13 protein-coding genes are annotated in these 14,972 nt (G+C 64.4%); 6 read left to right on the top strand and 7 right to left on the bottom strand.

The features are described 5' to 3' along the window. Positions 1-63 precede the first annotated feature (63 nt). Positions 64-2,004 carry an HAD-IIIC family phosphatase gene (locus ASE85_RS03455; protein WP_056683453.1) on the top strand — a complete coding sequence of 647 codons (1,941 nt, stop codon included), beginning with the start codon at positions 64-66 and terminating at the stop codon, positions 2,002-2,004. Between the two features lie 59 nt (positions 2,005-2,063). Here ASE85_RS03455 and rpsI read toward each other — a convergent pair whose 3' ends face one another. From rpsI to ASE85_RS03475, 4 genes are all read right to left on the bottom strand, one after another. Then, entirely contained in the window at positions 2,064-2,612 is a 549-nt protein-coding gene (rpsI, locus tag ASE85_RS03460; protein WP_082462629.1) for a 30S ribosomal protein S9, read from the bottom strand. Then, on the bottom strand, positions 2,612-3,091 hold the full coding sequence (gene rplM, locus ASE85_RS03465) for a 50S ribosomal protein L13 (RefSeq protein WP_082462630.1): 480 nt from the start codon (positions 3,089-3,091) through the stop codon (positions 2,612-2,614). The genes rpsI and rplM overlap by 1 nt, the downstream gene beginning before the upstream one ends. 135 nt (positions 3,092-3,226) lie before the next feature. Next, positions 3,227-4,015: a hypothetical protein gene (locus tag ASE85_RS03470; RefSeq protein WP_056683456.1), complete on the bottom strand. Its 789-nt coding sequence runs from the start codon at positions 4,013-4,015 to the stop codon at positions 3,227-3,229. Then, entirely contained in the window at positions 4,012-5,043 is a 1,032-nt protein-coding gene (locus tag ASE85_RS03475; RefSeq protein ID WP_156358178.1) for a COX15/CtaA family protein, read from the bottom strand. The genes ASE85_RS03470 and ASE85_RS03475 overlap by 4 nt, the downstream gene beginning before the upstream one ends. A gap of 149 nt (positions 5,044-5,192) precedes the next feature. On the opposite strand from ASE85_RS03475, the gene ASE85_RS03480 reads away from it, so the two are divergent. Continuing rightward, positions 5,193-7,235 (top strand): hybrid sensor histidine kinase/response regulator, encoded by a 2,043-nt coding sequence (locus tag ASE85_RS03480; protein WP_056683461.1) that lies wholly within the window; start codon positions 5,193-5,195, stop codon positions 7,233-7,235. A 4-nt stretch (positions 7,236-7,239) separates the two neighbouring features. Here the strand turns inward: ASE85_RS03480 and ASE85_RS03485 are convergent, their stop codons facing one another. Further along, positions 7,240-7,872: a 2-dehydro-3-deoxy-6-phosphogalactonate aldolase gene (locus ASE85_RS03485; RefSeq protein ID WP_056683464.1), complete on the bottom strand. Its 633-nt coding sequence runs from the start codon at positions 7,870-7,872 to the stop codon at positions 7,240-7,242. Continuing rightward, positions 7,869-8,774, bottom strand: coding sequence for a 2-dehydro-3-deoxygalactonokinase (locus ASE85_RS03490; protein WP_056683469.1), 906 nt, complete (start codon positions 8,772-8,774; stop codon positions 7,869-7,871). Before ASE85_RS03490 ends, ASE85_RS03485 begins: the two co-directional genes overlap by 4 nt. A gap of 138 nt (positions 8,775-8,912) precedes the next feature. Here ASE85_RS03490 and ASE85_RS03495 point away from each other — a divergent pair, with 138 nt between their 5' ends. From ASE85_RS03495 to ASE85_RS03510, 4 genes are all read left to right on the top strand, one after another. Further along, positions 8,913-10,715, top strand: a complete 1,803-nt coding sequence (locus ASE85_RS03495; protein WP_056683472.1) for an IlvD/Edd family dehydratase — start codon at positions 8,913-8,915, stop codon at positions 10,713-10,715. A 137-nt stretch (positions 10,716-10,852) separates the two neighbouring features. Continuing rightward, a complete protein-coding gene (locus ASE85_RS03500; protein WP_056683475.1) occupies positions 10,853-12,430 on the top strand; it encodes an aldehyde dehydrogenase (NADP(+)) in 1,578 nt (525 codons plus the stop codon). Beyond that, positions 12,427-13,350: a Gfo/Idh/MocA family protein gene (locus ASE85_RS03505; RefSeq protein ID WP_056683478.1), complete on the top strand. Its 924-nt coding sequence runs from the start codon at positions 12,427-12,429 to the stop codon at positions 13,348-13,350. Before ASE85_RS03500 ends, ASE85_RS03505 begins: the two co-directional genes overlap by 4 nt. Before the next feature lie 17 nt (positions 13,351-13,367). After that, positions 13,368-14,102, top strand: a complete 735-nt coding sequence (locus ASE85_RS03510; protein WP_056683481.1) for a FadR/GntR family transcriptional regulator — start codon at positions 13,368-13,370, stop codon at positions 14,100-14,102. Positions 14,103-14,252: 150 nt separating this feature from the next. Here ASE85_RS03510 and ASE85_RS03515 read toward each other — a convergent pair whose 3' ends face one another. Further along, positions 14,253-14,942 (bottom strand): aspartate/glutamate racemase family protein, encoded by a 690-nt coding sequence (locus ASE85_RS03515; RefSeq protein WP_056683484.1) that lies wholly within the window; start codon positions 14,940-14,942, stop codon positions 14,253-14,255. Between the last annotated feature and the right edge of the window lie 30 nt (positions 14,943-14,972).

Here is a 14,972-nt window from a genome sequence, read left to right on the forward strand (position 1 = left end):
GGATGCTTGCCAAATCGGCATGGCGCGGCAAGAAGGCGTCGAGCAAGGCCAATGTGAGGATCAATGCCCCAATATCCGGACCAGATCCGCAAATTATGGAAATCGGACCTGTTCCGCCTGATGCGGATGATCGTCTCGCCCCAGGCACGCACCAAATTCCACCTTGCCCCCGGCCCGGCGCCATCGACGCTGGTCGAACCGTGGCATAGCGACCATCGCTATCGTAACCCGGTCGACCTGCGCGTCCGTGACGTGCCGATCCGCCGCGCCCTCGTCATCGGCTCCTGCCTCGCCCAAGCCTATGCCGACTATCGCGGCTTCGCCCCGCATTTCGATTGCGATTTCGTCCTTGCCAACTTCGCGCATGAATTGCCGGCCACCCCGCCCCGATCTGTCGCCGACTATGATTTCCAGTTGGTCAGCCCCGCCTATCGCGTGCTCGTGCCGGAATATGGTTTCTTCACCATCCCCTATAGCGACCTTGCGGGTTATGAGCGCTTCTTCGCTGAATGTTGCGACCGGCTCGACATGGTGCTGGCCTCGCTGCTGACCTGGAATCGCGATCACCAGTTGCTCAGCTTCGTCACCAACTTCCTCGTACCGCAACAAAATCCCATGGGCCGCCTGCTCCCGCCCCACGATCTGCGCAACCCGGCCTTTTTCGTCGAGCGGTTGAACGAGCATCTGCATCGGCGCCTGACTGATTATCCCAACGCCCATATGATCGACATCGCCGCGATCGCGCGCAATTTCGGCCAGAAGCTGATTCAGGACGATCATGTGTGGCACCAGTCCCATGGCAGCTATCTGGGCGACTGGGATCATGAAGTGGATGGTGGCCGGATCGAACCGACCTATCCCGCCAGCCATTTCTACCCGCTCAAGACCTCGCCCTTCTTCAAGGCCGTGTGGGAAGAGATTGGCGGCGCCTATCGCATCATCCACCAGATCGACCCGGTGAAGATGGTCGTGGTCGACCTGGACGACACATTATGGCGCGGGGTCATGGCCGAAGACGCCCTCAGCCATGTCGAACCACTGGAAGGCTGGCCGCTCGGTGTCATCGACGCGCTGGCGACGCTGCGCAAGCGCGGCATCTTGCTGGCGATCCTCAGCAAGAATGAAGAGGCCAAGGTCGAAGCCTTGTGGCCGGACGTCCTTCGGCCGATCTTTCCCCTGTCCGCCTTTGCCAGCCGCCGGATCAACTGGCGGCCCAAGGCGGAGAATATGGCCGAACTGCTCAAGGAGACAAACCTCCTGCCGAAAAATATCGTTTTCATCGACGATAATCCGGTGGAGCGCGCGGCGATGAAGGCGGCGTGGCCCGATATTCGGGTGCTGGGCGATCATCCCTATCTGCTGCGCCGCATCCTGCTCTGGGCCCCTGAAACGCAGGTGCCCGCGATCTCAGAGGAATCGGCCCGCCGTACCGACATGATCCAGGCGCAGGTGGTGCGCGACACCGCACGCAGCAGCATGACCCGCGAGACATTCCTGGCCGAACTGAACGTGCGGATCGCCCCGGTCACGATCCGCGATGTCCGCCATGCGCTGTTCCCGCGCGCGATGGAACTCATCAACAAGACCAACCAGTTCAACACCACCGGCGAACGCTGGACGATGGAACGGCTGGCCGCCCTGTTCGATCGCGGCGGCCATCTGGCGGCCTTTGCCGTGACCGACAAATTCTCCGCCTATGGCACCGTCATCGTCGCCATCGTGGCGCCGGCGCAGATCGTGCAGATGGTGATGAGTTGCCGGGTGATCGGGCTGGGCGTCGAACAGGCAGCGCTGGCCTGGATCATCGACACGATGCGACCGGACGGCGATAGACGCCTGACGGCGCCATTGATCGAGACGAAGGACAATCTGCCTGCACGGGATATCTATCGCCAGGCTGGCTTCACCCAGCATGGCGACCAATGGATATTGGACGGTAGTGGCCCTGCCATGCCCGCCCATGTCCGTATCGCCGCCGACCCCAAAGCTGCGGCCCTCGCCTGAAGCCACAAAAAAGGGGCCGGAAAACCGGCCCCTTTCCTGTTTTCATATTCCGAAGAAACTTAGCGCTTCGAGAACTGGAAGCTCTTGCGGGCCTTCGCCTTGCCGTACTTCTTACGCTCGACGACGCGGCTGTCGCGGGTCAGGAAGCCTTCGGCCTTGACCGCGCTGCGCAGCGCCGGTTCATACTTCGACAGCGCCTGGGCGATGCCATGCTTCACGGCGCCGGCCTGACCCGACAGACCGCCGCCCTTGACGGTAGCGATCACGTCATACTGGCCGACACGGTCGGTAACCGTGAACGTCTGGTTGATGACCAGACGCAGGGTCGGACGGGCGAAATAGATTTCCTGATCGCGGCCGTTGACCGTGATCTTGCCGGTGCCGGGCTTCACCCACACGCGAGCGACGGCGTCTTTACGACGGCCGGTCGCATAGGCGCGGCCGAGGCTGTCGATTTCCTGATCGCGCAGCGGCGCCGAAGGCTGAACCGGAGCGGCGACGACGGGCGCTTCACCTTCCACGGCGTCGGCAGCGACAGGCGCGGCAGCGACGGGGGCGTTGGTGGTCAGCGACGCGAGGTCGGACAGAGACTGGCGGTTATCGGTCATTATGCACCCACCTTGTTCTTGCGGTTGCGCGACACGAAGTCGAGCACTTCAGGGTTCTGGGCTTCATGGGCGTGTTCGGCACCAGCGAAGATACGCAGGTTGCGCATCTGCTGACGGCCCAGCGGACCACGGGGGATCATACGCTCTACGGCCTTTTCCAGGACGCGCTCGGGGAAACGACCTTCCAGAATCTTCTGGGGGGTGGTTTCCTTGATGCCGCCGGCATAACCGGTGTGCTTGTAGTACACCTTGTCGGTCAGCTTGCGACCGGTGAACTTCACCTTGCCGGCGTTGATGATGATGACATTGTCACCGCAATCGACGTGGGGGGTGAAGCTGGTCTTGTGCTTGCCGCGCAGGATATTCGCGACGGTCGATGCGAGACGGCCCACGACGGCGCCTTCGGCGTCGATCAGGATCCACTTCTTTTCGACCGTTGCCGGGGTGGCCGGCTTGGTGGTCTTCATCAGCGCCTTCATGGTGCCAATACTCCAGAATGTAAAATGAAACCGGGTGCCGTTGCCGACACCCGGAAGTGGGGCGCTAATGATGGATGAGGACCGTCAAGTCAAGAGATTCGGCCGCTTTGCTGACGGGTAAAATAATACCGCCGATCAATTCGCCAATGTCAGCACACGGTTTTCGGTCAGCGCCAGCGTGCCTACCGCCAGGCTGCGCTGCTGGCTTTCGACCAGTCCAGTCGTGCGCGACAGATGATAGCGGATGCTGACCTGTACCCCGTCGCCAGCCAGCTTCTCCTCAAGGTCCAGTGCACCAGCCGCCTCACCGTCGACCCGCAACATGCCTTCCACCGGCACCGGACGGCCCAGCGGCGATCCCGCCACGGTGCGCAGACCGCGCCCCTCGCCGCCTGCAACATCGCTGCCGGCAAACAGGAAGAGCGGCTGCACCTCTCCCGCCAGCAGTGCCAGCCGCCCCTCCGGCGAAAGGCTCGCGAACAGTGCCTGGACATTGGCGGCCGCCTTGTGCCGGGGCGCGTCAGGCGGAAAGCTCGCCAGCATGGCGTCGATCCCGGCCTGCACCTTGGCCCAGACCGCATCCAGATCGTCCGCAGCGATGATCCGACCCTTGTCGTCCAGCCGGAATCGCACCGTCACGCCGATCAGAGGGGTCAACGCCGCGCGATAGGGTTCCGCCCCGGCAGCCGGCGCGTCGCTGTCGATGGCCCGCAGCGTCACGTCCAGCCTGTAGCCATCGGCGGTGCGCGCAAACCGCAGGTCGCGCGCAGCGCTGAAGACACGCGCGACACCTTCGACCGGCCGATGCTGCTCGATCCGGTAGCTGAGCGTCCGGTCGATCGGCGGTGCAAAGGGGATGGCGATGGTCTGAGCCGCGACCGGTTGCGCCAGCGCAATCGCGATGATGGCGGACAATCCCCTCAACGGCGAGCCCCCACGGCATGCGCCCCCCAGGCAGCGGCGGCCACGACCAGCGCTCCGACAGCCTGGTGCAGCACTGCCAGCGGCAGCGCGATGCCGCTGAGGACGGTGGCGATGCCGAGCAATATCTGCGTGCCCAGCGCGGCATTGATGGCGATCGACGCACCGCGCCGCCCCGCCTGCTTCGCCCGCCGCGCCAGCACTATCAGCGCCACAGCCGCGACCCACGCCCACCAGCGATGCAGGAAATGGACAAGATAGGGGTCGCTCGACACGGTCGCCCAGAGCGATCCCATCCAGCTGATCCCTTCCGGCACCAGATGATCGTTCATCAGCGGCCAGGTGTTGGACACATAGCCCGCGTCCAGTCCTGCGGTGAAGGCGCCCAGCATCAATTGCACCAGCAGCACCAGCAACACCGCCAGCGCGAACGGAGTCAGCACTGCCGGTCGCGCCGCGCCGGACCGGGCCAGAACGCGCAAGTCGAGCGCGGTCCAGATCAGCCCGCCAATGATGAACAGCGCCGTCAGCAGATGCACGGCGAGGCGGTAATGGCTGACATCGGTGCGCACCGACAGGCCGGACTTGACCATCCACCAGCCGATCGCGCCCTGCAATCCGCCCAGGGCCAGCAGCGCGACGAGCCGGGGACCATAGCCGGCCGGAATAGCGCGCCTGACCGCGAACCAGATCAGCGGCAGCGCGAAGGCGACACCGATAAGCCGGCCGAGCAGGCGGTGCAGCCATTCCCAGAAGAAGATGAACTGGAAATCCGACAGGGTCATGCCCTGGCGCAATTGCTGATATTCCGGAATCTGCTGGTATAGGCGAAACGCTGCCATCCACTGCTCATGCGTCAGCGGCGGAATGGCGCCGGTGATAGGCTTCCACTGGGTGATCGACAGGCCGGATTCCGTCAGGCGCGTAATGCCCCCCACCACCACCATGCAGAAGACCAGGAACGCCACGCCCAGCAACCAGCGGGCGATGGCGGCGGGGCGCGGAGCGCGAAACGAAACGGACGCTGTCATGGCCCGGTCCATGCGCCGATGCCGGCCCCATTTCAAGCCATCGCGGAACGGATCGGGCATGGACAAATTACCCCAGCGACTGGCAGTTGGGGAAACAAATCATGCCACGAGGCGTATCAAACTGACTTGGATCAACGCAGGGATATTTCATGACCGCCGCACCGACCGGCATAGCCGCGATGATCGCTGCGCAGGGACCGGTCGGGACTCTCACCGCCGCGCTGGACGACAGTTCGCCGCTCGGTCCGGTAGATGGCTGGTCGCCCGCCCTGGTGTCGACCGTTCGCCTGATGCTGTCGTCAAAGGCGGAGATCGCCCTGTTCTGGGGACCGCAATATTGCGCTCTCTACAATGAAACCTACGCCCCGACGATCGGTGACAAGCATCCCCATGTGCTGGGTCGGCCCGGCAGCGAAGGCTGGGCCGAATTATGGGACGATCTTGGCCCGCTGTTGCGCACCGTCTACGAACAGGGCGAAACCGTCCATGCCAAGGATCGCCCCTTTTATATCGAGCGCGACGGCGGGCGGGGCGAGGACGTCTATTTCGACATCAGCTATTCACCCGTGTTCGAAGTCGACGGGTCCATCGGCGGCGTGTTGTGCGTGGTTAGCGAAACCACCAAGCGCGTACTGGCCGAACGCGCGATGCTGGCCGAACACAATCGCCTCTGGGCCTTGGCGCGCGATCCCTTCCTGATTGCCGACACCGCCGGCATCTGGCTCGCCGCCAGCCCCGCCTGGACCGACATATTGGGCTGGACCGAAGAAGAACTGATCGGCCGTACATCGCAATGGATGGAGCATCCCGACGATATCGCGGCCACCCTCAATCGGCTCGACCAATTGGCGGATGGTCAAACGGTGATGCGTTTTGACAATCGCTTTCGGGCGAAGGATGGAAGCTACCGGACCTTCAGTTGGACCGCCGTGCCGGAGGGCGACATCGTCTATTGCGTTGCGCGCGATGTGACCGAACAGCGCGCCCATTCCCGCACGCTGGCCGATACCGAAGCGGCCCTGCGTCAGGCGCAGAAGATGGAGACGCTGGGCCAGTTGACCGGCGGCGTCGCCCACGACTTCAACAATCTGTTGCAGATCGTGACCGGCAATCTGGAACTGCTGCAACGCGCCCTGCCGGCCGACGCCGGCCGGTTGCATAACATGGTGGCGCGGGCGGCAGCCGGTGCCGACCGCGCTACCATATTGACCCAGCGGTTGCTCGCTTTCTCCCGCCGCCAGCCGTTGGACCCGCGCCCTGCCGACCCTGACGAACTGGTCGCCGGCATGTCGGACATGCTGCACCGGACGCTGGGCGAGACGATCCGGGTGACGACGATTGAAACGCCGCAAAGCTGGCCGATCGAAGTCGATGTCAACCAGATGGAAAATGCGCTGCTCAACCTGGCGGTCAATGCGCGCGATGCCATGCCGGGCGGCGGCGAGCTGACGATCGAGGTCGCCAATTGTAGGGTCGATGCCGATCAGGCGGCACAATATGGAGACCTGTCACCTGGCGCCTATGTGATGATCGCCGTGTCGGACACAGGCGAAGGCATGGACGCGCAAACGCTGGCACAGGCGATCGAACCCTTCTTCACCACGAAGGAAGTCGGGCGCGGCACCGGCTTGGGCCTGTCGATGGTCTATGGCTTCATCAAGCAGTCGGGCGGCCACATGCGCGTCCAGTCGCAGCCCGGCCAGGGCACCAGCGTCCGCCTCTATCTGCCCCGCCATCATGGCAGCGTTGCGGCCAATGATGCGCAGGATGTGCCGCCCACGCCATCGCGTGGCGGCGCGGAGACGATTCTGCTGTGCGAGGATGATGACAATGTTCGCGCCTATTCGTTCGAAGTGCTGCGCGACCTTGGCTATGATGTGATCGCGGCGAGCGACGGCCCCGCCTCGCTCGCCGCGCTGGAGGCTGCGGACCGACCGGTTGATCTGCTATTCACCGACGTCGTGCTGCCCGGCGGCATGACCGGCGCGGATCTCGGCCGTGCCGCCCGGCAGCGCTGGCCAGGCCTCAAGATATTGTTCACCACCGGCTATGATCGCGACGCCATCGTCCATCATGGTCGGCTTGACGCGGGGGTAGACCTGCTCACCAAACCGTTCGGCTATGCCGATCTGGCCGCGAAGATTCGTGATGTGCTGGACCGGGCGGAGGAACGGACCGAAGGGGTGGCCTGAAAAATCAGGCCCTGCTCGCCTTCCATGCTGCCACCAGATCGCGGCCGCGCTCGCCCACGGTCGCGGCATCGTCACCCGGCTTGTAGAGCGCGCCGCCTACGCCGATGCCTTCACAGCCGCCTGCCAGCCACTGGCCGATCGTATCCGCGCCCGTGCCGCCCACGGCCCAGACGCCCACATGTTTGGGCAGAACATCCTTGACCGCCTTCACATAGGCTGCGCCCAGTTGTGCGGCAGGAAACAGCTTGATGCGCTTCGCCCCTGCCGCAATCGCGGCGAAGGCTTCGCTCGGCGTCATGAAGCCGGGCAGCAGTTCCAGCCCCAGTTCAGCCCCACGCGCGATCACCGCGGGATTGGTATTGGGCGTCACCATGATGCGCCCGCCCGCGTCATGCAGTTGCTCGACCGCCTCGACGCTGAGCACCGTGCCTCCGCCGATCAGCGCGCGGTCGCCGAACGCATCCTGCATCGCCGCGATGCTCTTCAATGGCTCGGGCGAATTGAACGGCACTTCCAGGATGCGGATGCCGGCATCGACCAAGGCCGCACTGACGTCGACCGCTTCCTCCGGCTTGACGCCGCGCAGGATCGCGCAGACCGGGGGCGCGCCGTCGGCCAGCAATTCGTCGAGGGTCATACCGTCACTTCTCCCATGAAACCGAGGCCCGCCAGCGCGCAATCATCGCCGTCGAGCGCGCGCGAGGCTATGCCGCGTGCGTCGAGCGCCTGCGCATAGCGGGCGGAAAGCCGCTTGTCGCCGATCAGCACAACACCGTCGGCGCCCGACAGAGTCGCGCATATTTCTGCAATCTCGCAACCGATGAGCAGGCCGGACAGATAACCCAACGCCCAGTCAGCCGAACGCCCCCTCCGCAGCCGCATCGTCCGCGCCGCGAACAACGACTGCAACAGCTTTGCATCGCCTGCCCGCGCCAGCCCTTCGGCAAAACCCGCCGCCTCTTCGGCGGCATCGGTCATTTCGACCTTTGGCCCCAAGGTGGACCTGTCCCGCAGCAAAGCGAACAGTTCGCCGGTCGGCATGGTGCGGAAGGCGACGATCCGGCCATCCTCCACCAGCGACCATTTATTGTGCGTGCCGGGGAGCACGATCAGATGACGGCCAACGGCCAGCGACGGATCGCGAGCCAGAGCGCCGAATATCTGCGTTTCTTCGCCCCGCATCACATCGGGAATGCCGTCTGCATCCTCACAGGCAAGACCGGCCATGATGCTGAACGGTACGCCCCGCCAGTCGAAACGGACGGCGACTCCGCGCCAGTCGTCCACATTGGCTGGACAGTCCGCATAGGGCGCCTCCACCCAGCCATCACGCGCGCCGACCATGCCGCAAAGCGTGATGGATCGAGGCGCTCCATCCGCCATCCATGGAGCGATGGTCTCGGCGAAGGCCCCTTCGGCCTCGCGCCCTACAACGCCGATGCCCGGTCCGTCGCAGCGCGCGACGATGGCGCCTTGCTCGATACGGAACAAGCGCAGCCGGCTGGTTCCCCAATCGCCGACCACCGCAAAGCCGGTCATCGCGACCCCCTCAAAACTTTATTTATGGTAGCGCTCACATTACCCCACTTCGGGTGCTTGAAATTCTATTTGTATGAGTATATCAGCAGGGCGAGCGCGTCAACGCGCCATGCCCAATTTTTGCGTCAGGATGCCCCGATGAGCGATTCGCCCAAGACTGCCCCGAAACTGCGCAGCCGCGCCTGGTTCGACAACCCGGACAATATCGACATGACCTCGCTCTATCTGGAGCGCTATCTGAACTTCGGCCTGTCCTTGGAAGAACTGCGCAGCGGCAAGCCGATCATCGGCATCGCCCAGACCGGCAGCGACCTGTCGCCGTGCAACCGCCACCATCTGGTGCTGGCCGAACGTATGCGCGAGGGCATTCGCGAAATGGGCGGCATCGCCCTCGAATTCCCGGTCCATCCGATTCAGGAAACCGGCAAGCGCCCCACCGCCGGCCTGGACCGGAACCTCGCCTATCTGGGTCTGGTCGAAGCCATGTACGGCTATCCGCTCGACGGCGTGATCCTGACCAGCGGGTGCGACAAGACCACGCCTGCGCTGCTGATGGCTGCCGCGACCGTCAACATCCCCGCCATCGCCCTGTCGGTCGGCCCGATGCTGAATGGTTGGCACAAGGGCGAGCGCACCGGTTCGGGCACGATCGTGTGGAAAGGGCGTCAGCTTCTGGCCGCAGGCAAGATCGACGATGAAGGGTTCATCAAGCTGGTCGCATCGTCCGCGCCCTCGACCGGCTTCTGCAACACCATGGGCACCGCCAGCACCATGAACGCGCTGGCCGAAGCGCTGGGCATGATGCTGCCCGGTTCGGCGGCGATCCCCGCGCCCTATCGCGATCGTCAGGAAGTCGCTTACCTCACCGGCAAGCGCATCGTGGAAATGGTGCATGAGGATCTGAAGCCCTCAGACATCATGACGCTGGACGCCTTCCATAACGCCATCGTCGCCAACTCGGCGATCGGCGGTTCGACCAACGCCCCGATCCATCTTTCCGCGATCGCCCGCCACATGGGCGTAGATCTGCCGCTCAAGGATTGGGAAACCGTCGGTCACAAGGTGCCGCTGCTGGTCAACATGCAGCCCGCCGGCGAATATCTGGGCGAGGATTATTATCGCGCAGGCGGCCTGCCCGCCGTCATCAGCCAGTTGATCGACCAAGGCCTGATCCGCGAAGGCGCAATGACCGTCAATGGCAAGACCATGGGCGAAAATTGCAAGGGCGTGGAGATCGAGGATGAAAAGGTCATCCGCCCGTTCGACAATCCACTGGTGAACGAGGCAGGCTTCCTGGTCCTGTCGGGCAATCTGTTCGATGCCGCCGTCATGAAGACCAGCGTCATCAGCGACGAATTCCGCGATCGTTACCTGTCTAATCCCGACGATCCCGAAGCCTTCGAAGGTCCAGCGGTCGTGTTCGACGGCCCGGAAGATTATCACCATCGCATCGACGATCCGGCAACCGGCATCACCGCCGATACGCTGTTGTTCATGCGCGGCGCGGGTCCGATCGGTTATCCCGGCGCGGCGGAAGTCGTGAACATGCGTCCGCCCGCCTACCTCATCACCGAAGGCGTGTCGGCCCTCCCCTGCATCGGCGACGGACGCCAGTCGGGCACGTCGGGCAGCCCGTCGATCCTGAACGCCTCACCCGAAGCGGCGGCGATGGGTGGCCTTGCGCTGCTGGAAACCGGCGACCGGGTGCGCATGGACCTAAAGGCCGGCGTGGTGAATGTGCTGATTTCCGACGAAGAACTGGAAGCCCGCCGCGTCAAGCTGGTCGCCGAGGGCGGCTTCAAATATCCTGCCTCGCAAACACCTTGGCAGGAAATCCAGCGCTCGGTCGTGGGTCAGATGAACACCGGCGCCATCCTGGAAGGCGCGGAGAAATATCAGCGCATCGCCCAGACCATGGGCCTGCCGCGCGACAACCATTAATCTTGAAAAGAGAGGGACGGCTACCCATCTGAAGGCCGTCCCCATCCTTGTCATTTCAGTATGATATGTGCCGCAAAAGGGCCTGATCCCTGCGGCGCGATCGACTAACCCCATTGCCCCCTATTCAGGAGAACAGCATGTTCAACGGAGCCATCCTCATCGGCGCGAACGAGCGCACCGGCGGCGAGCCTTTCTACGCCATCAATCCCGCAACCGGCGAAAAGGGCGATGTTGCCTTCTCCAGCGCCATGCCCGCCGAAGTCGATGAAGCCGCCGCGCTGGCCGATGCCGCGTTTGAAAGCTTCTCCACCCTCTCGCCCGACGCCCGCGCGACCTTCCTGGAAACCGTGGCCGACAATATCGTCGCCATCGGCGACCTGCTGATCGAAACCGCCATGGCCGAAACCGGCCTGCCGCGCGCCCGTTTGGAAGGCGAGCGTGGCCGTACCGTCGGCCAGTTGCGCCTGTTCGCTTCCTATGTGCGCCTGGGCGACTGGCTCGACGCCACCATCGACAAGGCGCTGCCGGACCGCGCGCCGCTGCCGCGCGCCGACCTGCGCCGCGTCAACCATTCGGTCGGTCCGGTCGCCGTTTTCGGCGCGTCCAACTTCCCGCTCGCCTTCTCGGTCGCGGGCGGTGACACCGCATCGGCCTTCGCCGCCGGTTCGCCCGTAGTGGTCAAAGGCCACAGCGCTCATCCCGGCACCGGCGAACTCGTCGCCCGCGCCATTCAGGCGGCGGTCAAGAGCCTGGGCCTGCATGAAGGCGTCTTCTCCTACCTGCCGGGCGCCAACCGCGCGCTGGGCACCTCGCTGGTCGCCGATCATCGCATCAAGGCCGTCGGCTTCACCGGGTCGCGCGGTGGCGGCACAGCGCTGATGAAGATCGCCGCCGAACGCGCAGAGCCAATCCCGGTCTATGCCGAAATGTCGTCGATCAACCCGGTCGTGCTGCTTCCCGGCGTGCTGGCGGCCAAGGCCGAAGCGCTCGGCACCGCCTTCGTCGGTTCGCTGACCATGGGGTCTGGCCAGTTCTGCACCAACCCCGGTCTGGTCATCGCGCTGGACGGCCCCGACCTCGATACGTTCGTCGCCGCTGCGGCAACGGCCTTGTCGGGCGCCGCACCGCAGGTCATGCTGACGCCGGGCATCCACGCCGCCTATGAACAGGGCGTCGCCGCTCTGGTCGGCGCTGACGGCGTCACCACCGTCGCCCGTGGTACCGACCCGGAAGGCGTCAACCGTGGCCAGGCCGCCTTCTTCGCGACCGACAGCGCGACCTTCAAGTCGAACCCTGTCATCGCGGAAGAAGTGTTCGGTTCGTCGTCGGTCCTGATCCGCTGCTCCAGCATCGAAGAAGTCATTGCGACCATTGCGGGCCTCGAAGGCCAGCTGACCGCAACGCTGCATATCGGTGAAGGCGACGAAGGCGATGCCGCAAAGCTGCTGCCGACGCTGTCGCGCAAGGTCGGTCGCATCCTGACCAACGGCTGGCCCACCGGTGTCGAAGTGACCCATGCCATGGTCCATGGCGGTCCCTTCCCTTCGACCGCCGACGGCCGTTCGACCTCGGTCGGCACGCTGGCGATGATGCGCTTCCTGCGCCCCGTCTGCTATCAGGACGTGCCCGACGCGCTGCTGCCCGCCGCGCTTCAGGACGCCAACCCCTGGGGTCTGACGCGCCGTAACGAAGGTAAGCTGGACGTCGCAGCATGACGATCAGGGCAGGTCTGGTAGGGCTCGGCAAGATCGCGCGCGATCAGCACCTGCCCGCGATCGCCAAGATCGACGGCATAGAGCTGATCGCCGTAGCCAGCCGCAACGCGCAAGGGGAAAGGGTAAATAATTACCCCGACCTCGGCGCGATGCTGGCGGGCGAGCCGGACCTCGACGCCGTCATCCTCTGCCAGCCGCCGCAGGTCCGCTATCATGCGGCGCGGCAGGCTTTGCTGGCGGGCAAGCATGTGTTCCTCGAAAAGCCGCCGGGCGCGACCGTATCCGAAGTGGAGGCGCTGACCGCGCTCGCCAGGGCGCAGGGCGTAACCCTCTACGCAAGCTGGCACAGCCGCTACGCCGCCGCCGTGGCGCAGGCCAAGGCCTGGATTGCGGAACGCAAGGTCGAGCGCATCGACATCCAGTGGCGTGAGGATGTTCGCCACTGGCATCCGGGCCAGCCGTGGATCTGGGAAGCGGGCGGTTTTGGCGTATTCGATCCGGGCATCAACGCCCTGTCGATCCTGACCGAAATCGTCGGCGAGCCGATTACCGTCCTGTCGGCTTCGCTGGAGGTGCCCTCCAACAAGCAGGCACCGATCGGCGCGACACTGGGCATGGCGACCGCTTCGGGCGCGGCGATCGACACCGTGTTTGACTGGCGTCAGACTGGGCCGCAGACATGGGACATCGCGGTCGAAACCGACAAGGGCAGCCTGGTCCTGTCCGAAGGCGGTAACACGCTGCGGCTTGACGGCGAAGTGCAGTTGAAAGCCCCGGACGAGGAATATCCGACCATGTACCGGCGCTTCGTCGGGCTGGTGGCGGATAAGGCGATCGACGCCGATACCGCGCCGCTGCGACTGGTGGCGGACGCCTTCCTTTGCGGACGGCATTGCCCTACGGCAGCGTTCGAGGACTAAAGCATAGGAGCGGGCATTTGGGCAGCGGGCGAAAGATCGGATCGGAGGAAAGCGTGCTGCGCATCCATCAGACGATCGCCCGCGACCTGGGCACCGCGATCCTGACCGGCCGGCACAAGCCCGGCGAATTGTTCGAGGGCGAGATCGAGGCTTCGGAGCGCCTCGGCGTATCCCGCACCGCCTATCGCGAGGCGGTGCGCATCCTGATTGCCAAGGGCATGCTGGAAAGCCGCCCCAAGGCCGGCACCCGTGTCCTGCCGCGCAGCCGCTGGAATGTGCTGGACCCTGAAATGCTGGCCTGGATGTTCGCGGGCGAACCCGATGCCAGCTTCATTCGCGACCTGTTCGAACTGCGCGGCGTGATCGAACCGGCCGCCGCCGAATTTGCCGCCCGTCGCCGTACCGAAGAGCAATTGGCGACGATGGAGGCGGCGCTGGCGGAAATGGGCCGTTTCGGCCTGTCCACGCCGGACGGCCGTGCCGCCGACCAGCGTTTTCATCACGCCGTGCTGGCCGCCACCCATAATGATGCGCTGGAGGCGCTGGCCAGTTCGGTCGGGGCAGCGGTCAGCTGGACCACCACCTTCAAGCATCGCAAGAAGCTGATGCCGCGCGATCCCCTGCCCGACCATCGCGCCGTTTTTCAGGCGATCGCCGCCCGCGACACCGCCGCCGCCCGTACCGCCATGGCGGAATTGCTGCGGCTCGCGCTTGCCGACATGGATATCGCGATCAACGAGCCGGGGGGCTGAGACACCAGAAACCGATCCCGTTCGTGCTGAGTAGAGGCTGAGCCTGTCGAAGCCCCGTATCGACGCATCAATTGCCGCGCTGCATCCTTCGATACGCCATTTCGACAAGCTCAATGGCTACTCAGGATGAACGGATCTTTTTCGGCTAGTTCACCCCAGAATGAAGTCCACCCCTGCCTTGGCGTGGATGCCGGTGCAGTCGTAGATCGGCAGAACATTCGCCTTCACATCCACGATCAGCTCCAGTTCGGTGCAGGCCAGCACCACTGCCTGCACATCCTCCTTCGCGATGTCAGTCAGTTCCGACTTCATATAACGTTCGGATTCCTTGCTGACCTTGCCGACCGTCAATTCGTCATAGACGATCCTGTCGATCCGCTCGGCCAGTTCCATGTCGGCCGGCAGCAGCGACACGCCATGCGCGACGAGGCGCTGGCGGTAGAATTTCTCGGTCATCACGTTGCGCGTGCCGATCAGCGCGGCCTTCTCGATCCCGTCGGCCTGCATCCGGTCGCCCACCACTTCGGCGATATGGATGATGGGAATGCCCACTTCCGCCTGCACCTTGTCGTAGACGCGGTGCATCGAGTTGGCGCAAATCAACAGGCTTCCCGCCCCCGCCTGTTCCAGCCGGCGGGCCGACGCGATCAGCTTGGCGGCGGCGGCATCCCAGTCCGCTTCCGTCTGGCAGCCGGCGACCGAGGCGAAGTCCAGGCTGTCGATCAGCAGCGGGGCGCTATGCTGGCCGCCCATCGTCCGGTGCACCGCCTGATTGATGATTGCATAATAGCGGGCGGTGGAGGTCCAACTGAGGCCGCCGATCAGACCGAGTGTGTGCAATGCGTTTCTCCGCTGCGCAGGAAATGGATG

This window comes from Sphingobium sp. Leaf26 (assembly GCF_001421665.1).
GTDB lineage: Bacteria > Pseudomonadota > Alphaproteobacteria > Sphingomonadales > Sphingomonadaceae > Sphingobium.